The organism is Thiobacillus denitrificans DSM 12475 (assembly GCF_000376425.1).
Taxonomy (GTDB): Bacteria; Pseudomonadota; Gammaproteobacteria; order Burkholderiales; family Thiobacillaceae; genus Thiobacillus; species Thiobacillus denitrificans.
Window position 1 is genome coordinate 164,505 of the sequence record NZ_AQWL01000002.1, and the last position, 23,347, is coordinate 187,851.

At 65.5% G+C, this 23,347-nt stretch carries 23 protein-coding genes and 1 other RNA gene; 18 read left to right on the plus strand and 6 right to left on the minus strand.

The genetic code is table 11. The features are described from left to right. Positions 1-39: 39 nt before the first annotated feature. From B059_RS0103135 to B059_RS0103155, 5 genes are all read right to left on the minus strand, one after another. Positions 40-600 (minus strand): bifunctional pyr operon transcriptional regulator/uracil phosphoribosyltransferase PyrR, encoded by a 561-nt coding sequence (locus B059_RS0103135; protein WP_018076788.1) that lies wholly within the window; start codon positions 598-600, stop codon positions 40-42. A gap of 12 nt (positions 601-612) precedes the next feature. Then, positions 613-2,076 carry a 4-hydroxy-3-polyprenylbenzoate decarboxylase gene (gene ubiD / locus B059_RS0103140; RefSeq protein ID WP_018076789.1) on the minus strand — a complete coding sequence of 488 codons (1,464 nt, stop codon included), beginning with the start codon at positions 2,074-2,076 and terminating at the stop codon, positions 613-615. A 61-nt stretch (positions 2,077-2,137) separates the two neighbouring features. Continuing rightward, positions 2,138-2,710, minus strand: coding sequence for a BON domain-containing protein (locus tag B059_RS0103145; RefSeq protein WP_018076790.1), 573 nt, complete (start codon positions 2,708-2,710; stop codon positions 2,138-2,140). Then, positions 2,707-3,300, minus strand: a complete 594-nt coding sequence (locus tag B059_RS0103150) for a phosphoheptose isomerase (RefSeq protein ID WP_018076791.1) — start codon at positions 3,298-3,300, stop codon at positions 2,707-2,709. Before B059_RS0103150 ends, B059_RS0103145 begins: the two co-directional genes overlap by 4 nt. A gap of 12 nt (positions 3,301-3,312) precedes the next feature. Then, positions 3,313-3,702, minus strand: a complete 390-nt coding sequence (locus B059_RS0103155) for a YraN family protein (RefSeq protein ID WP_419184829.1) — start codon at positions 3,700-3,702, stop codon at positions 3,313-3,315. On the opposite strand from B059_RS0103155, the gene rsmI reads away from it, so the two are divergent. Further along, complete coding sequence (gene rsmI, locus B059_RS0103160; protein ID WP_018076793.1) at positions 3,682-4,554, plus strand: 16S rRNA (cytidine(1402)-2'-O)-methyltransferase; 873 nt, start codon at positions 3,682-3,684, stop codon at positions 4,552-4,554. The genes B059_RS0103155 and rsmI overlap by 21 nt on opposite strands. Beyond that, positions 4,551-5,585: a dihydroorotase gene (pyrC, locus tag B059_RS0103165; protein ID WP_018076794.1), complete on the plus strand. Its 1,035-nt coding sequence runs from the start codon at positions 4,551-4,553 to the stop codon at positions 5,583-5,585. Before rsmI ends, pyrC begins: the two co-directional genes overlap by 4 nt. Positions 5,586-5,678: 93 nt before the next feature. Here the strand turns inward: pyrC and B059_RS0103170 are convergent, their stop codons facing one another. Next, positions 5,679-6,191 (minus strand): hypothetical protein, encoded by a 513-nt coding sequence (locus B059_RS0103170; protein WP_018076795.1) that lies wholly within the window; start codon positions 6,189-6,191, stop codon positions 5,679-5,681. 98 nt (positions 6,192-6,289) lie between these two features. Here B059_RS0103170 and rnpB point away from each other — a divergent pair. From rnpB to ftsA, 16 genes are all read left to right on the plus strand, one after another. Further along, positions 6,290-6,598: RNase P RNA component class A (gene rnpB, locus B059_RS19865), an RNA gene on the plus strand. Between the two features lie 255 nt (positions 6,599-6,853). Further along, positions 6,854-7,300, plus strand: a complete 447-nt coding sequence (gene mraZ / locus B059_RS0103175; protein ID WP_018076796.1) for a division/cell wall cluster transcriptional repressor MraZ — start codon at positions 6,854-6,856, stop codon at positions 7,298-7,300. Further along, on the plus strand, positions 7,300-8,232 hold the full coding sequence (rsmH, locus tag B059_RS0103180) for a 16S rRNA (cytosine(1402)-N(4))-methyltransferase RsmH (protein WP_026177276.1): 933 nt from the start codon (positions 7,300-7,302) through the stop codon (positions 8,230-8,232). The genes mraZ and rsmH overlap by 1 nt, the downstream gene beginning before the upstream one ends. Beyond that, complete coding sequence (gene ftsL / locus B059_RS0103185; protein WP_018076798.1) at positions 8,229-8,501, plus strand: cell division protein FtsL; 273 nt, start codon at positions 8,229-8,231, stop codon at positions 8,499-8,501. Before rsmH ends, ftsL begins: the two co-directional genes overlap by 4 nt. Further along, the gene (locus tag B059_RS0103190; RefSeq protein ID WP_018076799.1) at positions 8,498-10,237 is read left to right on the plus strand and encodes a peptidoglycan D,D-transpeptidase FtsI family protein; all 1,740 of its coding nucleotides are present in this window, start codon (positions 8,498-8,500) and stop codon (positions 10,235-10,237) included. The genes ftsL and B059_RS0103190 overlap by 4 nt, the downstream gene beginning before the upstream one ends. Then, positions 10,237-11,766: a UDP-N-acetylmuramoyl-L-alanyl-D-glutamate--2,6-diaminopimelate ligase gene (locus B059_RS0103195; RefSeq protein WP_018076800.1), complete on the plus strand. Its 1,530-nt coding sequence runs from the start codon at positions 10,237-10,239 to the stop codon at positions 11,764-11,766. The genes B059_RS0103190 and B059_RS0103195 overlap by 1 nt, the downstream gene beginning before the upstream one ends. Before the next feature lie 2 nt (positions 11,767-11,768). Then, positions 11,769-13,172, plus strand: a complete 1,404-nt coding sequence (locus B059_RS0103200; protein ID WP_051068477.1) for a UDP-N-acetylmuramoyl-tripeptide--D-alanyl-D-alanine ligase — start codon at positions 11,769-11,771, stop codon at positions 13,170-13,172. A 1-nt stretch (position 13,173) separates the two neighbouring features. Beyond that, entirely contained in the window at positions 13,174-14,259 is a 1,086-nt protein-coding gene (gene mraY / locus B059_RS0103205) for a phospho-N-acetylmuramoyl-pentapeptide-transferase (protein WP_018076802.1), read from the plus strand. Next, positions 14,256-15,680, plus strand: coding sequence for a UDP-N-acetylmuramoyl-L-alanine--D-glutamate ligase (gene murD, locus B059_RS0103210; RefSeq protein WP_018076803.1), 1,425 nt, complete (start codon positions 14,256-14,258; stop codon positions 15,678-15,680). The genes mraY and murD overlap by 4 nt, the downstream gene beginning before the upstream one ends. Next, positions 15,680-16,837: a putative lipid II flippase FtsW gene (ftsW, locus tag B059_RS0103215; RefSeq protein WP_018076804.1), complete on the plus strand. Its 1,158-nt coding sequence runs from the start codon at positions 15,680-15,682 to the stop codon at positions 16,835-16,837. Before murD ends, ftsW begins: the two co-directional genes overlap by 1 nt. Beyond that, complete coding sequence (gene murG, locus B059_RS0103220; protein ID WP_018076805.1) at positions 16,837-17,937, plus strand: undecaprenyldiphospho-muramoylpentapeptide beta-N-acetylglucosaminyltransferase; 1,101 nt, start codon at positions 16,837-16,839, stop codon at positions 17,935-17,937. Before ftsW ends, murG begins: the two co-directional genes overlap by 1 nt. Further along, positions 17,934-19,376, plus strand: a complete 1,443-nt coding sequence (gene murC, locus B059_RS0103225) for a UDP-N-acetylmuramate--L-alanine ligase (RefSeq protein ID WP_018076806.1) — start codon at positions 17,934-17,936, stop codon at positions 19,374-19,376. Before murG ends, murC begins: the two co-directional genes overlap by 4 nt. After that, a complete protein-coding gene (murB, locus tag B059_RS0103230; protein WP_018076807.1) occupies positions 19,366-20,340 on the plus strand; it encodes a UDP-N-acetylmuramate dehydrogenase in 975 nt (324 codons plus the stop codon). Before murC ends, murB begins: the two co-directional genes overlap by 11 nt. Next, positions 20,337-21,269 carry a D-alanine--D-alanine ligase gene (locus B059_RS0103235; protein ID WP_018076808.1) on the plus strand — a complete coding sequence of 311 codons (933 nt, stop codon included), beginning with the start codon at positions 20,337-20,339 and terminating at the stop codon, positions 21,267-21,269. The genes murB and B059_RS0103235 overlap by 4 nt, the downstream gene beginning before the upstream one ends. Then, positions 21,266-22,057, plus strand: coding sequence for a cell division protein FtsQ/DivIB (locus tag B059_RS0103240; protein WP_018076809.1), 792 nt, complete (start codon positions 21,266-21,268; stop codon positions 22,055-22,057). The genes B059_RS0103235 and B059_RS0103240 overlap by 4 nt, the downstream gene beginning before the upstream one ends. After that, positions 22,054-23,289, plus strand: a complete 1,236-nt coding sequence (gene ftsA, locus B059_RS0103245; protein WP_018076810.1) for a cell division protein FtsA — start codon at positions 22,054-22,056, stop codon at positions 23,287-23,289. The genes B059_RS0103240 and ftsA overlap by 4 nt, the downstream gene beginning before the upstream one ends. Positions 23,290-23,347 lie beyond the last annotated feature (58 nt).

The window sequence follows — 23,347 nt, forward strand, 5'->3', positions numbered from 1 at the left end:
AGTTCACGGCGCTGAAATTCACTCTGACGGAAGGCGGCGTCATGCGGGCTGCAGCAGGTCGATCCTGAAGCTCGCCTCGTACGGCGGGACGTTGCATTCAATGATGTCCGAGGGGGCGACGTCGAGACGCACGCCGACGATGTCCGTGCGTACCGGTAGTTTCGCTGCGCCGCGGTCCACCAGCACCACGGTGCGGATTTCTTCCGGCTGCCTGCAGGCGAGATATTCCACCGCGCGCAGCAGGGAATGCCCGCTATACATGACGTCGTCCACCACCAGTACCGTGTGGCCGGCGAGGTCGAGGCTGGCGTGGGCTGGATTTTCGGTCAGCTGCGTTGCCGGATAGAGCAGGGTGAGGTCGTCAGCGTAGCGCTTGATCATGAGATCAAGCCGCACGCAGCCAGCCAGTCCGTAGATCTCGACCAGCCGGGTCTGCAGCCGGTCGGCGAGCGGCGCGCCGCGTCGCAGAATGCCGACGATGGCAATCCGGGTGCGTCCGGTCAGCAGGCCGGCGGCCTGACGCGCCATGTCGTCGACGATGGCGTCGAGCTGATCCGTGTTGTAGAGACAGGTGCGCCTGCCGGCGGGCTTGTCGGTCATCACTGCCGTCCCTTATACGCCCAGCTCGTGCCACAGCGCGTCGACGCGCGCTTTCACCGCCGCATCCATCACGATAGGCGTGCCCCATTCGCGTGCCGTCTCGCCCGGCCACTTGTTGGTAGCGTCGATGCCCATCTTGCTGCCGAGCCCGGAGACGGGGCTGGCGAAGTCGAGGTAATCGATCGGCGTGTTTTCCACCAGCAGGGTGTCGCGTGCCGGGTCGACGCGGGTGGTGAGCGCCCACATGACTTCCTTCCAGTCGCGTACGTCGACGTCGTCGTCGGTGACGAGAATGAACTTGGTGTACATGAACTGCCGCAGAAAACTCCACACGCCGAACATCACGCGCTTGGCGTGGCCGGGGTAGGCCTTTTTCATCGACACTACCGCCATGCGGTAGGAGCAGCCCTCGGGCGGCAGGTAGAAATCGGTGATTTCAGGAAACTGCTTCTGCAAGAGCGGCACGAACACCTCGTTGAGCGCGACGCCGAGGATCGCCGGTTCGTCCGGCGGCTTGCCGGTGTAGGTGCTGTGGTAGATCGGATCGCGCCGCATCGTGATGCGCTCGATGGTGAACACCGGGAAGGTTTCCTGTTCGTTGTAGTAGCCGGTGTGGTCGCCGTACGGTCCCTCGAGCGCGGTTTCATCCGGATGGATCACGCCTTCCAGTACAACCTCGGCGGACGCCGGCACCTGCAGGTCGTTGCCGAGGCATTGCACCACTTCGGTCTTGGCGCCGCGCAGCAAGCCCGCGAACTGGTATTCGGAGAGCGAGTCCGGCACCGGCGTCACTGCACCGAGGATGGTCGCGGGATCGGCACCGAGCGCGACGGCCAGCGGAAACGGCTCGCCCGGATGTGCCAGCTGATGCTCGCGAAAATCCAGCGCGCCGCCGCGATGCGCGAGCCAGCGCATGATCACCTTGTTCGGGGCGATCACCTGCTGGCGGTAGATGCCGAGGTTCTGGCGCTTCTTGTGCGGGCCACGGGTGACGGTGAGCCCCCAGGTGATCAGCGGCGCCACGTCGCCCGGCCAGCAGTGCTGGATCGGCAGGCGGCTCAAATCGACATCGGCGCCCTCCCACACCACCCCCTGGCACGGTGCACTCTTCACTTCCTTCGGCGCCATGTTCATGACCTGCTTCAGCACCGGCCATTTGTCCCAGGCATCGCGCAGCCCTTTCGGCGGCTCCGGTTCCTTCAGGTAGGCGAGCAGTCTGCCGACTTCACGCAGCCGCGCCGGATCGTCCTCGCCCATCCCCAGCGCCACCCGCTTGACCGTGCCGAACAGGTTCGCCAGCACCGGCATGGAATGCCCCTTGGGGTGCTCGAACAGGAGCGCCGGGCCGCCGGCGCGCAGTACGCGATCGGCGATTTCGGTCATTTCCAGTTTGGGGTCGACTTCGACGGCAATACGTTTCAGCTCGCCCATGCTTTCGAGTTGCGCAATGAAATCGCGCAGGTCGCGGTAGATCATGGGCGGCCGATCACGGGGGCACGCTGCCGGGCCGCGCGCGCGGCGAACGCGGGCAGGGGCATCAGTTGATATATTCGAACAGGGTGACGACCTTGGTCACGCCCGACGTGGTGCGTGCGATTTCGGTGGCAATGCCGGCTTCAGCCTGGTTCAGCAACCCCATCAGGTAGACCACGCCGGATTCGGTCACCACCTTGATCTTGGTTCCGGGCACGCGCTCGTCTCGCAACAGGCGCGTCTTGACGTTACCGGTGACAGCGGTGTCGTTGGCCCGCGAGGTGAGCGAGGTCACGCCGGAGACACTGAGTTCGTTGAATACCGTGCGCACGTCGGGTACGTCCTTGACGATGTCGGCGGCGCGCGCGCGGATCGACTCGTCCGGTACCTGGCCGGTGAGCAGCACCTGGCGGTTGTAGCTGGTCACGGAGATCTTTCCGGTTTTTTCCGGCAGGGCTTCGCGCAGACGGTTCATTGCGCGCAATTCGATTTCCTGGTCGGCGACGAATACGCCGGTGGTGCGGCGGTCGGTGGCGGCCGCCGCACCAGTGGCGGCGCCACCCACGGCCACGGCCGCACATCCGTGCAATTGCGCCAGCGCCACACCCAGCAGCGCGCCATAAATCAGTTTGTTCATTCCTCGACTCCTAGTAAAACGCTGTCCACCGCATCGCACAGGCAATGGATGACCAGCAGATGGATTTCCAGAATGCGCGCCGTGGATTCGGCAGGCACGCACAGAAAGACGTCGTCATCCTGCATTTGTTCCGCCAGGCCACCGCCGCTGCCGCCGGTCAAGGCAATCACCGGCATGCTGCGCGTACGGGCGGCGGCCACCGCCTGCAATACGCTGGGCGAATTGCCGCTGGTCGAGATGGCCAGCAGCAGATCGCCTGGCTGGCCCAGCGCTTTCACCTGCCGCGCAAACACCTGATCGTAGGCATGGTCGGTGGCGATCGAGGTCAGGGTCGACGTATCGGTGGTGAGCGCAATCGCTGCCAGCCCCGGGCGCTCCTGTTCGAAACGGTTGATCATCGTGGAAGCGAAATGCTGCGCATCTGCCGCCGCGCCGCCGTTGCCGCAGGCGAGGATCTTCCCGCCCTGGGCGAGGCAGTGCACCATGTGGCGCGCGGCTTGTTCGATCGCCGGCGCAAGCGTTGCGGCAGCCTCCCGCGCGGTCTGCGCCGAGGCCTGGAAATGGCCGAGAATTCTGTCGTGTAAAGGCATGGTCGGCCGGAATTATCCCACATCGTCGAAGGCGTTCATGATCCATTCGGGCGGGGCGCTGCCGGACAGCGCCACCACGTCGAAACGGCACGGCGGCAGTGTTTTTAGCGTGGTTAGGTACTGCCGCGCAGTGGCGAGCAGTTTACGCTGCTTGGTCGCCGTGACGCTGGCGGCCGCACCCCCAAAGTCGGCGCTGCTGCGCAGCCGCACTTCGACGAACACCAGCGTGGCGCCATCCCGCATGATGAGATCGATTTCTCCGAAGCGACAGCGCCAGTTGCGAGCCAGCAGCTTCAGGCCATGCGTTTGCAGGAAGGCTTCGGCACGCGTTTCGGCGGATTGTCCGAGCAGGGTTTTCAACATCTGCGACAATGGCGGCACATGAACGAGACGTCCCATCATACCCCCCTGCTGCCTGCGCTTTATGTGGTCGCCACGCCCATCGGCAACCTTGGCGACATCACCTTGCGGGCGCTCGACATATTGCAGCGCGTGGACCGCGTGGCGGCGGAAGACACCCGGGTGTCGGGGCAGTTGCTGGCGCATTTCAATATTTCCAAGCCCCTGGTCTCCGTCCGCGAACACAACGAACGGGCAGCCGCCGACAAGGTGATCGCATGGATTGCGGCCGGCGATGCGGTCGCCTACGTATCGGATGCAGGCACTCCGGCGGTGTCCGACCCCGGCGCGCGGCTGGTGGCGGCGGTGCGCGCGGCAGGGTTGAAGGTCATGCCGATTCCTGGCGCCGCCGCGGTGACCACGGCCCTGTCGGTTGCCGGGGTGGAGTCGGGATCGTGGCTGTTCCATGGGTTTCTGCCACCCAAATCCGGTGCGCGCCAGGCGCAGCTGCAAACGCTCGCGCCCCTGCCGTGCGCGCTGGTTTTTTACGAGGCACCGCATCGCATCGAGGAAACGCTGGCCGACATGGCCGCGGTGCTGGACGCTAACCGGCTGGTGACGCTGGCACGCGAGCTGACCAAGAAATTCGAGAGCATCGTCACCCTGCCGCTGGCCGAGGCCCCCGCCTGGCTTGCCGCCGACCCTAATCATGTGCGCGGCGAATTCGTCGTCGTCGTGCATCCGCCAGCGGCTGCAGCTGCGATGGTCGATGCGGAAGCGATGCGGGTGCTCGATGTGCTGCTGGCGGCCCTGCCGCCGACGCTGGCCGCCAAGCTTGCCGCGCAGATCACCGGACGCAGCAAGGCCGAACTCTATAAAATGACGCTGGCATTGAAACCGCAGACCGACGCATGACCGACACCCTTATCATTGCCCGTCCCGACGACTGGCACATCCACTTCCGCGACGGCGCTGCGATGCGGAGCGTGCTGCCCGACACCGCGCGGGTGTTCGGCCGCGCCATCGCGATGCCCAATCTGCGGCCGCCGGTGGTGAACGTGGCCGACGCGTCCGCCTATCGCGAGCGCCTGCTGGCCGCCGCAGCCGGCACGGCGTTCGAGCCGCTGATGACGCTCTATCTCACCGACAACACCACGCCCGATGAAATCCGTCGTGCGCAGACAAGCGGTTTCGTGCATGCGGTGAAGTACTACCCGGCCGGGGCGACGACCAATTCCGATTCCGGCGTCACCGAGCTGTCCCGTGCCTACAAGGCGATCGCGGCGATGGAAGAGGCCGGCATGCCCTTGCTGCTGCACGGCGAAGTGGTCGACCCCGAGGTCGATGTGTTCGACCGCGAGGCGGTGTTCATCGAGCGTCATCTGGTTCCGCTGCTGCGCGATTTCCCCCGGCTGAAAATCGTGCTGGAGCACATCACCACGCGCCAGGCCGCCGAATTCGTCGCCGCCGCGCCGGCCAACGTCGCCGCCACCCTCACCGTGCATCACCTGCTGTACAACCGCAACGCCATGTTCAAGGGCGGCATCCGCCCGCACTTGTACTGCTTGCCGGTGCTGAAGCGCGAGGCGCATCGCCAGGCGCTGGTCGCCGCAGCCATCTCCGGCAGCCCCAAGTTCTTTCTCGGCACCGACTCCGCCCCGCACGCGGTGGGCGCCAAGGAAAGCGCCTGCGGCTGCGCCGGCATCTATTCCGCGCATGCCGCGATCGAACTCTATGCCGAAGCCTTCGACGACGCGGGCGCACTGGACAGGCTCGAAGCCTTCGCCAGCTTTTACGGTGCCGATTTCTACGGCCTGCCGCGCCACACCGACACCCTTACCCTGAAACGTGAAAACTGGGAGGTGGCGGCGTCGATGAAGCTGGGCGATGAAACCCTGGTGCCGTTGCGTGCGGGGGAAATCATTCGCTGGCGTGTCACCGCATAAAAAAACCGGGTAGGACGCCCGCCACGGGGAGTGCGGGCATTTCAAGGCATGCAGCCCCGTGCCTGCCTTTGGGGCGCAGTGGACCGGAGCCTCTTAAGGGAACGCCGGAATGGTCGGCTCGACCCCCGAACTCATCGCTTCGGGGTGGTACGCGGCGATCAGCTTTTTGATTTCCTCGACCCGTGCCGACGGCACATCCACCATCATCAGAATGCGCCCATCCGCGATCGCCGACTCGAAGGCTTTCAGCCGCGAGTTGGGAATCGAGCTGGCGACCATGCTGGCGACCCAGGCGCCGAATGCGGCACCAACCAGGGCGGTGAGCAGGATGGTGACGAGTTGCAGATCAATGCCGGCAGGCGGAAAGAACACCGCTACCAGCCCGGCGACGATGCCGATGCCGCCGCCCACCGCCAACCCGGTCTCGGCACCGTGGACAAAATCGGTTTTTTGCAGGATCGAGGCTTCGTGCAGGCCCGCCAGCGGCACGCCATCCCTGGCCAGGACGTGGACGTGGCCGTCTTCGATGCGGGCAAGCAGGAGTTCGTCGCGGATTTGTCGGGCACTGAGGGTGTCCGGCACCATGAAATACAGCCGCTTTCTCATGATGGTTCTCCTGATGGCCGGCCGTCACTCGGCCCGCTTGACTTCAGCTAAGCAAGTCAACAGCTTCAGTCAAGCTAAAGCTTTATAATTCAGGCGGGAAAGCCGATCAGGCAACCGCTGCCAGGCGAGCCCTCCCCGGGGGGCACGAACGGGAGAGGAAAGTCCGGGCTCCACAGAGCAGGATGCCGGCTAACGGCCGGACGCCGCGAGGCGAGGAATAGGGCCACAGAGACGAGCGTATTAAGTTACGGTGAAACGCGGTAACCTCCATCCGGAGCAACACCAAATAGGCAGACGATGACGCGGCTCGCCGAGTCTGCGGGTAGGTGGCTGGAGCCGGTCAGCAATGGCCGGCCTAGAGGAATGGTTGTCCACGACAGAACCCGGCTTATCGGTCGACTTTCCCACTTTTCATGCAATTCAATTACTTAGCGTTTTGTTCTAAAAATAATAGCAAAACAAGCGGCTAAGCATCGGTTTTTCCAGAAACTTATCCACAACCCAAAACCACCCCTAAGTCATTGAGGCATAGGGGTTTTTTTGCGTTCCTTGGCTTGACCCCCCCAAAACTATCCCCTATAGTGGGTGCAAGTGGTGATTGGTGGGAAGTTGTGGGAGAATGCGCCCGTCCAAGCACGGCCAAATTCAATAACGGGGGAAGCATGTTTCGGGGGGTCGCAACAGTCTGTCTGGACAGCAAGAACCGGCTCGTGGTGCCGGCGCGCTATCGCGACGCCCTTCTGGTGAATGGAGGCGGGCGCGTAGTGATTACTGCCGACCCCGGCCAGTGCCTGCTGCTCTACCCCCTGCCCGAATGGGAGCCGATTGAGAAAAAGCTCAACGGCCTGTCCGACTTCAATCCCCGTACCCGCAGTCTCAAACAATTGCTCGTCGGCTACGCGCACGACATGGACATGGATAGTGCCGGCCGTGTGCTGCTGCCGCCGATGCTGCGCAAATTCGCCGAGCTGGATAAAAACGTGGTGATGGTGGGCCAGGGCAGCAAGGTGGAATTGTGGAACGAGTCGCGCTGGGAGGCCCAGGTGGCTCAGGCGCTGACCTTCAGCGATGACGCGCTGCCGCCCGAACTGGAGGGGTTCACGTTGTGATTGAGTCCGCCCATGTGCCGGTGCTGGCACAGGAGGCGGTGGCGGCGCTGGGGATCAAGCCCGATGGCGTGTACGTCGACGCCACCTTCGGCCGTGGCGGCCACAGCCGGCTGATTCTGGCGCAGCTGGGGCCGGCCGGGCGCTTGATCGCGCTGGATCGCGATCCCGATGCCATCCGCGCCGGCGCGGCCCTGCGGGATGCGCGGCTGACCCTGGTGCAGCGTGCGTTTTCGCGCTTGGGTGCCGTGCTGGACGAACTGGGTGTGGCGCAGGTGGATGGAATTTTGCTGGACATCGGGGTGTCGTCGCCACAGCTCGACGACGCCACGCGCGGATTCAGCTTTCGCTTCGATGCACCGCTCGATATGCGCATGGATCCGGGCAGCGGGATGTCGGCAGCGGACTGGCTGGCGACGGCGGCAGAGGGGGAGATCAGTGAAGTCATCCGCACCTACGGGGAAGAGCGGTTTGCTAAATCGATTGCGCGCGCGCTTGTTGCGGCACGGCAAACAGAGGCCATCCGCAGCACCGGGCAGCTGGCGAACCTCATCGCCGCGACGGTCAAAAAGCGCGAACCGGGGCAACATCCGGCGACCCGCAGCTTCCAGGCTATACGGATTTATCTCAACCGCGAGCTGGAAGAACTGAGTGCCGTGCTGCCGCAATGCGTCGACAGGCTACAACCCGGCGGGCGGCTCGCAGTGATCAGCTTTCATTCGCTGGAAGATCGCATCGTCAAGCGATTCATGCGTGACGAGGCGCTGGGGGAGCAGGCGCCCCGCCGTCTGCCGATCCCGGCCGCCATGCTGAAACCGGGCCGCCTGAAGCTGGAGGGCCGTGCCCGCCATGCGACCGACACTGAGGTGGCAACCAATCCGCGGGCACGCAGTGCCGTGTTGCGGGTGGCGGAACGTGTGGGTGAAGCGGCATGAGCCGTCTCAATGTGATTCTGGCACTGGTGCTGGTGGCGTGTGCACTGGCCGTGATCCAGGCACAGCACCGCGCGCGTACGTATTTTGTGGAACTGGAACGCTTGAAAAAAGAAGCACGCATGCTCGACGAGCAGTGGGGGAAACTGCAGCTGGAGCAGAGTACCTGGGCCAATCCGGCGCGGGTGGACGCGCTCGCGCGCACCCGGCTTGGCCTGGTGGCGGCGCCGCCGGAACGGGTACACGTCGAAACGCTGGTGGGAACACCATGAATTACCACTCGCGCAAACTGCTCAAGCTCAACCTTGCACCCTGGCGCATGGCGACCGTGAGCGGGCTGCTGCTCACCGGGCTGGTGCTGGTGGCGGGACGCGCGTTTTATTTGCAGGGATTGAATACCGACTATCTGCAGGGCAAGGGCGACGCGGTGGCCAATCGCAACCTCACCCTGCCCGCGCACCGTGGCCAGGTATCCGACCGCCACGGCCAGCTGCTGGCGATCAGCACGCCGGTCGAGTCGCTGTGGGCACGCCAGGCCGAGCTCCGGCTGACGGATGATCAGCACGCGTATCTGGCCCGTGTGCTGGGTCTGTCCGTGCCGGCGCTGACGGAAAAGTTGAGGCGCAAGACGCGCGGTGAATTCAGCGTGCAGCGCCCGGTCACCCCGGAACAGGCGGTCAAGATCGCCGCCATGGGGGCGCCCGGCCTGCATCTGCGGCGCGAATTCCGCCGTTATTACCCGGCGGGCGAAGTGGCCGCGCATGTGGTGGGCTTCACCAATGTGGACGACCTCGGGCAGGAAGGCGTTGAACGTGCCTATCAGGACTGGTTGGCAGGGCGCGCGGGCGAACGTCAGATTCTGCGCGACCGCCGCGGCAACACCATCCGCGATCTGGCACCGATCAAGACCGCGCAGATGGGCGGCAACCTGGCGCTGGCGCTCGACCTCAAGATTCAATACCTGGCGCACCGCGAACTCGCCGCCGCCATCGCCACGCACAAGGCCAAAGGCGGCAGCGTGGTGGTGCTCGACGCCAAGACCGGCGAGATCCTCGCGCTGGCCAACCAGCCGGTCTTCAATCCCAACAACCGCCGCAATTACCAGCCGGGGCCGATGCGCAACCGTGCGGTGATCGACACCTTCGAGCCGGGCTCCACCATCAAGCCGTTCGTCGCGGCGGCAGTGCTGGAGCGCGGTCTGCTTCACCCGGACAGCGTGATCGACACGCCGCAAACCTGGCGCGTCGGCGCCAAGCTGGTGCGCGACGAGCATCCGCACCCGCAGATGACGGTGAGCGAGATCATCCAGAAATCGAGCAACGTCGGCGCCGCCAAAATGGCGATGATGCTGACGCCGCAGCAATACTGGGAGGTGTTGTATCGTGCCGGCTTCGGCCAGCTGCCGGGCTCGGGTTTTCCCGGCGAAACAGCCGGCAGGCTGCGCGACGCCGGCACCTGGAAGCCGGTCGAACACGCCACCATGGCCTATGGCTACGGCCTCTCGGTGAGCCTGCTGCAATTGAGCCGTGCCTACATGGCATTTGCCAACGATGGCGAAGTGATGCCGCTGTCGTTCCTGAAACGCGAGCCGCAAGAAATCGTCGGCGAACGGGTGTTCTCGGCAAGCGTGGCGCGTGAGGTACGTGCCATGATGGAAACGGTCACCCAGGACGGTGGCACCGGGACGCGTACCCGGGTGCCGGGTTATCGCGTGGCAGGCAAAACCGGCACCGCGCACAAAATCGTCAATGGCCGCTACGCGTCCGACCGCTACCTGTCTTCCTTCGTCGGCATGGCGCCGGCCTCCAATCCGCGCCTCATCGTCGGCGTGGCAATCGACGAGCCGTCCGGCGGCGTGTACTACGGCGGCAGCGTGGCCGGCCCGGTGTTCGCCCAGGTCATGGCAGCCAGTTTGCGCCAGCTGGCATTGCCGCCCGATGCCCCGGAAACCGCGACGCGGATGACACAGAACACGCCGGCGGCAGCGCGGACGGACGGGGGGGCGTGATGGCGGGAACCCTCAAGGACACGAACAACGTGAAGGGCGCTCGGCCCGGCCCGGTTGTGCCGGCATCCCTGGCAATCCGGGAATCGGTTCCGCATATCCTGGAACGGCTTGGCATCACGGTCGATACGCTCGTCAACGACAGCCGCAAGGCCGTTCCAGGCACGGTATTCGCCGCCTATCCAGGCGAAACCCGCGATGGCCGCGACTTCATTGCGCAGGCGGTGGCGCAGCGCGTCGACGGCGTGCTGTGGGAGGCCGACCACTATCAGTGGGATCCCGCGCTCGCCGTTCCCAATGCGGGCGTGGCCGGGTTGAAGACCCGTATCGGCGAAATCGCCGCCCATATATATGGCGAACCTTCGCGCGCATTGCATATGGTCGGCGTCACCGGCACCAACGGCAAAACCTCGGTGGCGCACTGGGTGGCGCAGGCATTTTCACAGTTGGGGCGGAAAACGGCCGTCATCGGCACCGTCGGCAACGGCTTTCCCCCTGTCGGGGGCCAGCCCGGCGCGCTCACGCCTGCACTCAACACCACGCCCGACGCCGTCGAATTGCAGCAGCGCCTTGCGCTCTACCGGCAGCAGGGCGCAGTGGGATGTGCGATGGAGGTGTCGTCGCATGGCCTTGCGCAAGGACGGATCAATGGCACCCGACTCAATGTTGCCGTGCTGACCAACCTGTCGCGCGACCATCTCGATTATCACGGCGACATGGGCAGCTATGGCGATGCCAAGGCGCGCCTGTTCAACTGGCCGGGACTGCAGTGGGCCGTGCTGAACGTCGACGATGCCTTCGGCCGGCAACTGGAAAGCGAAACGCGGCCGTCGCGCGTTGCCGGCTATGGATTCCAGCGCGGTGCCGTGGTGGGAGAAAAGCTGCACCTGTCGCAAAGCGGCCTGCATCTGCACGTGCACACCGACTGGGGCGATGCCGAACTCGACGTGCCGCTGCTGGGCCGTTTCAACGCCGCCAACCTGCTGGCCGTGCTCACCGCCCTGCTGGTATCAGAGGTGAGACTGGATGACGCCTGCCGGGCATTGGCGCACATCGTCCCGCCACCGGGGCGGATGCAGACGCTCGGCGGCGACGCGCAGCCGCTGGTGGTGGTGGACTATGCCCACACGCCCGATGCGCTGGAAAAGGTGCTGGCCACCCTGCGCGAAATCGTCAGCGGCGGCCGCCTCATTTGCGTCTTCGGCTGCGGCGGCAACCGCGACAAAGGCAAGCGTCCGTTGATGGGGCAGGCGGCCACCCGGGGCGCGGACGAGGTCTGGGTCACCAGCGATAACCCGCGCAATGAAGAACCGCGTCGCATCATCGACGACATCCTTGCCGGAACAAGCGGTAAGCCGCACGTCGAAGCGGATCGCGCGCGCGCCATCTTCGAGGCGATCGGCGGCGCGCAGCAGGGCGATGTGGTGCTGATCGCCGGCAAGGGCCACGAGGACTATCAGGAGGTGAGCGACGAGCGGCTGCCGTTCTCCGATGTCGCGGTGGCGAAGAAGGCGCTGGAGGCATGGACATGAGCATGATGCGTTTGTCCGAGGCCGCAGCCATGCTCGATGTACCGCTTGCCGGCGCGGACGCCGAGGTGCTGCGCGTCTCCACTGACAGCCGCACGATCCAGCCCGGCGACCTCTTCGTCGCGTTGCGTGGCGAAAAGTTCGACGGCGGTGCCTTCGCTGCGCAGGCGCTGCAGCAGGGTGCCGCCGGCGTGGTGCTTGATCGCACCCAGGCACCCGGAATCCCGGGCGCCCTTCGCGTCGGCGACACCCGCCTCGCCCTTGGCCGGCTGGCCGCGGCCTGGCGCGCGCGCTTCAGGCTGCCGGTGGTGGCGATTACCGGCAGCAACGGCAAAACCACCGTCAAGGAAATGCTGGCGGCGATCCTGCGGATGGAAGCGGGATCGGATGCGGCGGTGCTCAATACCGAAGGCAACCTCAACAACGACATCGGGCTGCCGCTGATGCTGCTGCGCCTGCGCGAGACGCACCAGTTCGCGGTGTTCGAAATGGGCATGAACCACGCCGGTGAAATCGATTATTTGACGCGTCTGGCGCGGCCGGATGTGGCGGTGGTCAATAACGCACTCGCAGCGCATATCGGCTTTCTCGGGTCGCTTGAGAATATCGCGCGCGCCAAGGGTGAAATCTTCGCCGGCCTGGCGGACGCAGGCATCGCAGTGTTCAACGCCGACAGTGCGTATGCCGGATTGTGGCGCGAACTCAATGTGCACCGCCACAGGCTGGATTTCGGCCTGACACCGGCGGCGGCGATCCATGGTCGCTATCGGCCCGACGGCTTCGGCTCGATGCTGACCATCGCCTTGCCGAATGCCGAGCTCGAGGTGGAACTGCGGGTGCCGGGCGAGCACAACGTGATGAACGCGCTTGCCGCCGCCGCCGCCGCCTTCGCGCTCGACGTCAGTCATCGCAGCATCGTCGCCGGCCTGGCGGGCTTCAGCGGCATCAAGGGCCGTCTGCAAAGAAAGGCCGCGCTGCACGGCAGCACCTTCATCGACGACACCTACAACGCCAACCCCGATTCGGTCAGGGCCGCACTGGCGGTGCTGGCGCGGCAGCCCGGCAAGAAACTGCTGGTGCTGGGCGACATGGGAGAACTGGGGGCCGATGCCGCGGCGATGCACGCACAGATCGGGCTTGCCGCGCGCGCCGCCGGAGTGGACCGGCTCCTGGCACTGGGCGAGTTGACGAAAGAAACCGCTGGCGCATTCGGTGCCGGCGCGATGCACTTCGAACGCATCCAGGAGTTGCTTGCCGAACTCGAAAACGAGCTTGCGCCCGATACCACGGTGCTGGTGAAGGGGTCGCGTTTCATGCAGATGGAGCGTGTGGTCAAAAGCTTTACGGAAGCTCCCGACGGCCAGGCGGCGCGGGGATTGATGCCTTCAACGGGGGGGCAAGGACACTGACATGCTGCTTTGGCTATTTCAACAACTCGGCCAGGACATCCGCGCCTTCAACGTCTTCAACTACCTGACGCTGCGCGCGGTGATGGCGACGCTGACCGCATTGACGATTTCGTTCATCGTCGGCCCCGCCGTGATCCGCAGGCTGACCGCGCTGAAAATCGGCCAGTCAGTACGCAGCGACGGCCCGCAGACGCATCTGGTCAAGGCCGGCACCCCGACCATGGGCGGCGCGCTGATCCTGGTGTCGGTCAGCGTCACCACGCTGCTGTGGGCCGACCTGTCGAACGATTATGTGTGGGTGGCATTGCTCACCCTGCTCGGCTTTGGCGTCATCGGCTGGATCGACGACTGGCGCAAGGTGGTCGAGAAAAATTCGCGTGGCCTGCCTTCGCGCTGGAAGTATTTCTGGCAGTCGGTAATCGGCCTTGCGGTCGCGGCCTACCTGTGGCAAACCGCCAGCCTGCCGGCGCACACCGAACTCATCATTCCCTTCCTCAAGCATGCCACCCTGGCGTTGCCGGCCGCAGCCTTCATCGCTCTCAGCTATTTCGTCGTCGTCGGCGCCAGCAACGCGGTCAACCTCACCGACGGTCTCGACGGCCTGGCGATCCTGCCGACGGTGATGGTTGCCTCGGCACTGGCGATCTTCGCCTACGTCGCCGGCAACGCGGTGTTCTCCAAGTATCTCGGCGTGCCTTTCGTTCCCGGTGCCGGCGAACTGGCGATTTTCTGCGCCGCGATGGCGGGCGCCGGACTCGCCTTTCTGTGGTTCAACGCCTACCCAGCGGAAGTGTTCATGGGCGACGTCGGCGCACTGGCGCTGGGTGCGGCGCTCGGCGTGGTCGCCGTCATCGTGCGCCAGGAAATCATCCTCTTCATCATGTGCGGCGTGTTCGTGGCGGAAACCCTGTCGGTGATGGTGCAGGTCGCCTCGTTCAAGCTCACCGGCAAGCGCGTCTTCCGCATGGCGCCGATCCACCACCACTACGAGCTCAAGGGCTGGAAGGAGAATCAGGTGGTGGTGCGTTTCTGGATCATCAGCATGATGCTGGTGCTGGTTGGCCTGTCGAGCCTGAAATTGAGATGAACTACGACAGCCTGCAACTCTCCGGCAAGCGGGTCCTGGTGCTCGGTCTCGGCGACACCGGCCTGTCGTGCGCGCGCTGGCTGGCGGCGCGCGGCGCCGTGGTGAGCGTGGCCGACAGCCGCGAAGCGCCGCCGCACGCCGCACGCCTGGCCGAATGGCTGCCGCAGGTGCCGCTGCATACCGGCGCATTCGAGGATGCGCGGCTGCAGGCGGCCGAGCTGCTGGTGGTGAGCCCCGGTGTGCCGCTGGCCGATCCGGCGGTCGCCCGCGCCACCGCGGCAGGCGTCGAGGCGGTGGGCGACGTCGAGCTGTTCGCCCGCGCCATCCGTGCGCTTAATGCCCGGCGCGCCGAGTCTTCCAATTCAAGCGGCCCGATGCGGGTGCTCGCGATTACCGGCAGCAATGGCAAGAGCACCGTCACCGCGATGTGCGGCGACATGTGCCGCATGGCCGGGCTGACCACCTGCGTGGCGGGCAACATCGGCCTGCCGGTGCTGGATGCGCTGTACGAAATCGAACAGGGTTTCGCCTCCACGCCGCAGGTATGGGTTCTGGAATTGTCATCGTTCCAGCTCGAAACGACATCCAGCCTCGCCGCCGACGCCGCCACCGTCCTCAACCTGTCGGAAGACCACATGGACCGCTATCCCGACATGGAGGCCTACGCGGCGGCCAAGGCGCGGATTTTCAGCGGCGACGGTGTTCAGGTGCTGAACCGCGACGATGCGCGCAGCCTCGCCATGGCGAGGCCGGGCCGCAGCGTGATCAGCTTCGGTCTGGATCGCTGTCCAAAGGGCGAGAGTTTCGGCTTGTGCGAGGACGAGCTTTGTCTTGGCGGCGACATGCTGATGCCCTTGTCCGCGCTGCCGGTGGCCGGCCTGCACAATGCCGCCAATGCGCTGGCAGCGCTGGCGCTGGTCCGTGCGCTAGGCCTGCCGATGGAGGCGCTGCTGCGCGGCCTAGTGCATTTCAAGGGTTTGCCGCACCGGGTGGAAAAGGTCATGGAGATCGAAGGCGTGACCTGGTACGACGATTCCAAAGGCACCAATGTCGGCGCTACCGAGGCCGCGCTCTACGGCATGGGCAAGCGCCGCGCGGTGGTGATCCTGGGCGGCGACGGCAAGGGGCAGGACTTCGGCCCGCTCAAGGCCGCCGTCGAAGCCAATGCCCGCGCGGTGCTGCTGATCGGCCGTGACGCGCCGCTGATCGCCGCTGCCCTCGCCGGCTGCGGCATCGATAGCTACAAAGTTGAAAGCATGGCCGATGCCGTCGCGCAGGCGCATCGCCTGGCGCAGCCCGGCGATGCCGTGCTGTTGTCGCCCGCCTGCGCCAGCTTCGACATGTTCCGCAACTACGCCCATCGTGCCGAAGTATTCATCGACGCCGTAAAAAAACTGGCGGCGGAAAGGGCGGCCGGCTGATGCTCTACACCGCGCGTGCGCCCAAGCCCAGTGCCGAGCTCGATTTCAGCCTGCTGTGGCTGACACTCGGCCTATTGGTGATCGGCCTGGTGATGGTGTATTCCGCGTCCATCGCGATCGCCGAGGCGGCCAGGTACACCGGTCACAACGGCGAATTTTATTTACTGCGGCAGGGCATCTTCATCGCACTTGGCGTCGGCGTCGGCGTCGCCGCATTCCAGGTGCCGATGCGGGTGTGGCAACAGGCGGCGCCCTATCTCTTCCTCGCCGGCCTGCTGCTGCTGGTGGTGGTGCTGATCCCGGGCATCGGTCGCGAAGTCAACGGCAGCCGCCGCTGGATTCCGCTCGGCTTCGCCAACCTGCAGCCGTCCGAGCTGATGAAGTTCCTCGCCGTGCTGTACGCCGCCGACTACACCACGCGCAAGGCCGCCTTCATGCATGATTTCAGGAAAGGCTTCCTGCCGATGGCGGCGGTGATGCTGGTCGCGGGGGCACTGCTGCTGCGCGAACCTGACTTCGGCGCCTTCGTCGTCATCATCTCGATCGCCATGGGCATCCTGTTTCTTGGCGGCCTCAACTGGAAAGTCTTCGCCGGCCTGGTGGTGGTGCTGCTGGCCGGCTTCGTGCTGCTGATCCTGACCTCGCCCTATCGGCTGCAGCGCGTGCTCGGCTTCATGGATCCGTTTGCCGACCCGTATGGAAAAGGCTACCAGCTGTCGCACGCGCTGATCGCCTTCGGCCGCGGCGAATGGCTGGGGCTGGGGCTGGGCGGCAGCGTCGAAAAACTGTTCTACCTGCCGGAGGCGCATACCGACTTCCTGCTCGCCGTCATCGCCGAGGAATTCGGCTTCATCGGCGTGGCCGTGGTGATCGGGCTGTTCGCCTGGCTCATCGTCAAGGCCTTCGTGATCGGCCACCGCGCGGCCCAGCTCGAGCGCAACTTCTGCGCACTGGTGGCGCAGGGCATCGGCATCTGGCTCGGCGTGCAGGCACTGATCAATATGGGGGTGAACGTCGGCCTGCTGCCGACCAAGGGGTTGACCCTGCCCTTCCTGTCGTTCGGCGGCAGCGGCATCGTCGCCAACTGCCTGGCGATCGCCGTGCTACTTCGCATCGACTGGGAGCACCGGCAGATGATGCGGGGGAAAACCTTCTGATGGCGGTCGCCAACCGCACCCTCATGGTCATGGCCGGCGGCACCGGCGGCCATGTCTACCCCGCGCTCGCGGTGGCCGACGCCCTGCGCGCACGCGGCTGGGAAGTGTTCTGGCTCGGCACCAGAAACGGCCTCGAAGCGCGCGTGGTGCCGCAGGCGGGCATCGACATGGTATGGGTGTCGATGGGCGGCGTGCGCGGCAAGGGCGTGCTGCAGAAACTGTTGCTGCCGGCCATGCTGTTGCTTGCGTTCGGGCAAAGCCTACGCGCCATCCTGCAGCGCAGACCCGACGTCGTATTGGGCATGGGTGGCTACACCGCCTTTCCCGGCGGCATGATGGCAAGCCTGCTGAACCGGCCGCTGGTCATCCACGAACAGAATTCGGTCGGCGGCCTCACCAACCGCGTGCTGGCCTGTCTGGCCGACCGCGTGCTGACGGCATTCCCCAAGGTGTTCACGCATGCGCACGACAAGCCTATTCCGTGCCGCAGCGTGGCGACCGAATGGGTGGGCAACCCGGTACGCGCGGACATTGCCGCCATGCCGGCAGACGGACGCGCCGGCCGCAGCGGCCCGCTGCGCCTGCTGGTGGTGGGTGGCAGCCTCGGCGCGCAAGCCCTGAATGAACGGGTGCCGCAGGCGTTGGCGCTGCTGCCTGCCGAACAGCGTCCACAGGTGGTGCACCAGTCCGGTCGCCAGCATCTCGATACGCTGCGCGTCAACTATGCCGCCGCCGGGGTGGTCGCCGAGGTGCGCGACTACATCGAGGACATGGCCGCCGCCTACCGCGACTGCGATTTCGCCATCTGCCGTGCCGGCGCGATGACCGTCGCGGAACTCGCCTGTGCCGGCGTGCCCGCGCTACTGGTGCCTTTCCCGTTCGCAGTGGACGACCATCAGACCGGCAATGCCGAGTTTCTCTACGACGCCGGCGCGGCCTGGCTGGTGCAGCAAAAAGAGCTGACCGCGGAAAAACTCGCCACGCTGATCGGCGGACTCGACCGCGCCACGCTTGCCGCCATGTCGGACAAGGCCATGAAACTTGCCCGGCCCGATGCGACCCGGCAGGTCGCCGACATTTGCGAGGCACTCGCGCAATGAGACACGCCGTCAAACACATCCACTTTGTCGGCATCGGCGGCGTTGGCATGAGCGGCATCGCCGAAGTGCTGCTCAACCTGGGCTACGCGGTGTCCGGCTCGGATCTGGCCGACAACGCAGTGACGCAGAGGCTGGCGAAACTGGGTGCGCGCATCCAGCGCGGCCACGCAGCCGAAAATATTGCCGAAGCCGATGTGGTCGTCACCTCGACTGCGGTGCAGGACACCAACCCCGAGGTGATCGCCGCGCGCGAAAAGAAGATCCCCATCGTGCCGCGTGCGCTGATGCTGGCCGAACTGATGCGACTGCGGCAGGGCATCGCGATCGCCGGCACCCACGGCAAGACCACCACCACCAGCCTGGTCGCCAGCATTCTCGGCGAAGCCGGAATGGATCCGACCTACGTCATCGGCGGCAAGCTCACCGCTGCCGGCACCAATGCGCGGCTTGGCAAGGGCGATTTCCTGGTGGCCGAGGCGGACGAATCCGATGCTTCCTTCCTCTACCTGACGCCGGTGATCGCCATCGTCACCAACATCGACGCCGATCACATGGACACCTATGGCCATGACTTCGAACGGCTGAAACAGGCCTTTGTCGATTTCTGCCAACGCCTTCCCTTTTACGGGATGGCGGTGTTGTGCATCGACGATCCGCACGTACGTGAAATCCTGCCGCGCATCACCAAGCCGATCACCACCTACGGCTTCGCCGAAACGGCGCAGGTGCGCGCGATCGATGCGCGCTTCGAGCACGGCCGCATGCACTTCACCGTCAAGCGCGAAGGCTTGGCCGATCTCGGCGTGGTGCTCAACCACCCCGGCATGCACAACGTGTTGAATGCCCTGGCGGCGATTGCGGTGGCGACTGAAGTCGGCGCCCATGACGCCGCCATCGTCAAGGCGCTGGCCGAATTCCACGGCGTCGGCCGGCGCTTCCAGCGCTATGGCGAACAGACCGCCAGGGACGGCGGCATGTACTGCCTGGTCGACGACTACGGCCACCATCCGGTGGAAATGGCAGCGACGCTTGCCGCCGCGCGCGGCGCCTTCCCCGGACGGCGGCTGGTGCTGGTGTTCCAGCCGCACCGCTACACACGCACGCGCGACTGTTTCGAGGATTTCGTGAAAGTGCTGTCGGAAACCGACGTGTTGGTGCTGACCGAGGTCTATCCCGCAGGCGAGGCGCCGATCGTCGCGGCGGATGGCCGCGCACTGGCGCGCGCCGTGCGCGTGGCCGGCAAGGTCGAGCCGGTATTCGTGGAAAACGTCGCTGACCTGCCTGGCGCAGTGCGCGATCTCGCGCAGGCGGACGACGTGGTGCTGGTGATGGGCGCCGGCAGTATCGGTCAGGTGGCGCCGGCGCTGGCAGCGTGCGGTTCCGCTGGCCCGGCAGCCAGTGGAGCGAAGCCCTCCGGGAGGACAAGCCATGCGGCATAACTACCGTATGAGCGAGGTCGACATGGCGGGTGGTGCCGCGCCGGTGCTGCGCGGGCACTTCCTCTACAACGAGCCGATGAAGAAATATGTGTCGTGGCGTACCGGCGGCGTCGCGCAACGCGCCTACATCCCGGCCGACCTGGACGACCTGGTCTGGCTGGTGCGTTCGGTGCCTGCGCACGAGGATATCCACGTGGTCGGGCTGGGCAGCAATCTGCTGGTGCGAGACGGTGGCGTGAAGGGCGTGGTGATCCTGCTGCACGGCGTGCTGAAAAAAATCGCACTCGAAAGCCGCACGCAGGGCCTGCCGCCTGCGCCCGAGGGAGTCGACACGGCGCTGATCTATGCCCAGGCAGGGGTTGCCGCACCCAAGCTGGCGCGCTTTGCCGCCAACCACGATCTGGTCGGCGGCGAATTCTGGGCCGGCATTCCTGGCACCGTCGGCGGAGCGATTGCGATGAATGCCGGCTGCTACGGCAGCGAAACCTGGGACAAGCTGGTGCAGGTGCTGACGCTCGACCGCCAGGGACAGTTGAACGAGCGGCGGCCGGATGAATACGTCACCGGCTACCGCCATGTGGCGCTGAAGCGCGCACAGCAGGAATGGTTCATCGGCGGCTGGTTCCGGCTGGCCCGCGGCGATGGTGCCGCCTCGCGCGAAACGATCAAGACGCTGCTGAAACAGCGGATCGCATCGCAGCCCCTGAACCTGCCCAACGCCGGCTCGGTGTTCCGCAACCCGCCCGATGACTATGCGGCGCGGCTGATCGAGCATTGCGGGCTCAAGGGCTTCCGCATTGGCGATGCGCAGGTGTCGGTGAAGCATGCCAACTTCATCGTCAACCTGGGCAGCGCCACGGCAACGGACATCGAGCGCTTGATCGAGCACGTGGAAGACAGCGTGGAAACACGCACCAATGTGCGGCTGATCCGCGAAGTGCGAATTATTGGAGAACGGCAGTGAGCAAGTTTGGAAAAGTCGCGGTGATGCTGGGCGGCACCTCCGCCGAGCGGCCGGTGTCGCTCAACAGTGGCGCCGCGGTGCTGGCGGCGCTGACGCGGCAGGGGGTCGACGCGCATCCGTTCGACCCGGCGACGCGCAATCTCGGCGATCTGATCAGTGGCGAATTCGACCGCGTCTTCATCGCACTGCACGGGCGCTACGGCGAAGACGGCTGCATGCAGGGCGCGCTTGATTTGCTGAACATTCCCTATACCGGCAGCGGCGTGATGGCCTCGGCCATCGCCATGGACAAGTGGCGCACCAAGCTGTTGTGGCGCGCCGCCGGCCTGCCGACGGCCGACTGGGAGATTCTCACCGCCGCCAGCGATTTCGCCGCAGTGGAGAAGAAACTCGGCCTGCCGATTTTCGTCAAGCCCGCGCGCGAGGGTTCCAGCATCGGCATGAGCAAGGTGACCCAGACCGGGGCGCTGCAAGCCGCCTACGACACCGCGGCCGAACACGACGCGCTGGTGCTGGCGGAAAAGTTCATCGACGGCGCCGAGTTCACCGTCGGCATCCTCGGCGACAGCGCGTTGCCGCTGATCCGCCTGGAGCCCGCCAAGGACAAGTCCTTCTACGATTTCGAGGCCAAGTATCTGCGCAACGACACCCGCTATCAATGCCCCGCAGGCCTGCCCGATGCGCAGGAAACGGCATTGCGGAAACTGGCGCTGGAGGCCTTTCGCCTGGTCGACGGACGCGGCTGGGGCCGGGTCGATCTGATGCTGGATAGCCTTGGCAATCCCTACCTTCTGGAGGTGAACACCTCGCCCGGCATGACCGACCATAGTCTGGTGCCGATGGCGGCCCGCGTGGCGGGGCTGGATTTCGATGTTCTGTGCCTGAAGATTCTGGAACAGACGTTTATGCCCGACCGGGTACCGGCATGAGCGCATCGCCCGAACTTGCCGCCCATCCGCTGTCGCAGGTCGCCCGTGTGCTGACCTGGGGTGCGCTCGGCCTCCTGGCCTATGGCGCGGTCAGCTGGGTGGCGGCGCAGCCGTGGTTTGCCCTGCGCAACATCGAGGTGAAAACCCCGGTGGCGCACGTGACCGAAGCGCAGATCCGGCTGGTGGCCGAACGCCAGGTACGCGGCACTTTCTTTACTGTCGATCTCGAACGCGTGCGCAGCAGCCTGGAAAAACTGCCCTGGGTGCGCGAGGCACGGGTGGAGCGCCGCTGGCCCGACACCCTGGTTGTATCGCTGGTCGAGCATGTGCCGCTGGCACGCTGGAACGACAACGCGCTGGTGAACGCGGACGGCGAGGTGTTCGTGGCGGCGGCGGCGGGAAGCCTGCCGCGCCTGTCCGGCCCCGACGACAGCAGCGCCGAGGTGGTTGCCGCCTACCGCCGCCATCAGGCGGCACTCGCCCCGCTCGGCATGACCATAGCCGAGCTGCGTTTGTCGCCGCGCCGGGCCTGGCGCATGCGGCTGGACAACGGCATGCAGCTGGCGCTGGGGCGGTTGCACACCGAGGCGCGGCTGGCGCGCTTCGCCGCCCTGTATCCGCGCCTGTTCGGCGTATTGCCGGCGACACAGGACGCCGCGGTGGCCTCGCCGGACGCCGCGGCGCCCGCAGCATCGCTTGCACCCGTCACCGTCGATCTGCGCTACAGCGACGGTTTTGCCGTGCGCATGCCGGACGGTGCGTCTCCATTCAAATCGAGTAAAACATGAGCAAGCCTAGAGACCCCAAAAACCTGGTTGTCGGCCTCGACATCGGCACTTCCAAGATCGTCTGCATCGTCGCCGAAATCAATGACGAGGGCATGCTGGAGATCATCGGCATGGGCACGCACCCGTCGCGCGGCCTGCGCCGCGGCGTGGTGGTCAACATCGAGGCCACCGTCAATGCCATCCAGCGCGCACTGGAAGAAGCCGAGCTGATGGCCGACTGCAAGATCCGCGAGGTCTATACCGGCATTGCCGGCAGCCACATCAAGAGCTTCAACTCGCACGGCATGTTCGCCATCAAGGACAAGGAAATCAGCCAGATGGACGTCGACCGCGTGGTGGAGACCGCGCGCGCGGTCAACATCCCGACCGACCAGCAGATCCTCCACACCATCCCGCAGGAATTCATCGTCGACGGCCAGGAAGACGTGCGCGATCCGCTCGGCATGAGCGCGGTGCGCCTGGAAGTGAAGGTGCACATCGTCACCGGCGCGGTGTCGGCGGCGCAGAACATCATCAAATGCGTGCGCCGCTGCGGGCTTGAAGTCGGCGACCTGGTACTGCAGCCGCTCGCTTCGGCGATGGCGGTGCTGACCGAGGACGAAAAGGAACTCGGCGTCTGCCTGGTCGACATCGGCGGCGGTACCACCGACATCGCCGTATTCACCAACGGCGCGATCCGCCACACCGCGGTGATTCCGGTGGCGGGCGATCAGGTCAACAACGACATCGCGGTGGCGCTGCGCACGCCGCCGAAAGAGGCCGAGGACATCAAGATCCAGTACGGCTGTGCGCTGCGCCAGCTGGCCGACGCACGCGACATGATCGAGGTACCGGGCATCGGCGACCGCCCGCCGCGCACCTTATCCAGACAGACGCTGGCCGAATTCATCGAGCCGCGCATGGAAGAGCTGTACTCGCTGGTGCAGGCCGAGTTGCGCCGCAGCGGTTTCGAGGAACTGCTGTCGTCCGGCATCGTCATCACCGGCGGCTCGGCGGGCATGCAGGGCATGGTCGAACTCGGCGAGGAGGTCTTCCACATGCCGGTGCGGATGGGCTGGCCGCGCTACGAGGGCGGCCTGGCAGACGTCATGCACAACCCGCGTTTCGCCACCTGCACGGGCTTGCTGATGGCCGGGCTGGAGGCACGCGGGCGCGATGCGCCGAAGCTGTCCGGCAACAATTTGAAGGACATATTCGAACGCATGAAAAGCTGGTTCAAGGGGAATTTCTGATGCCGCTGCGCTTCGCTTGAGCGCTGCGACGTCGAAACGGGATTTGACGGCGGTGCCG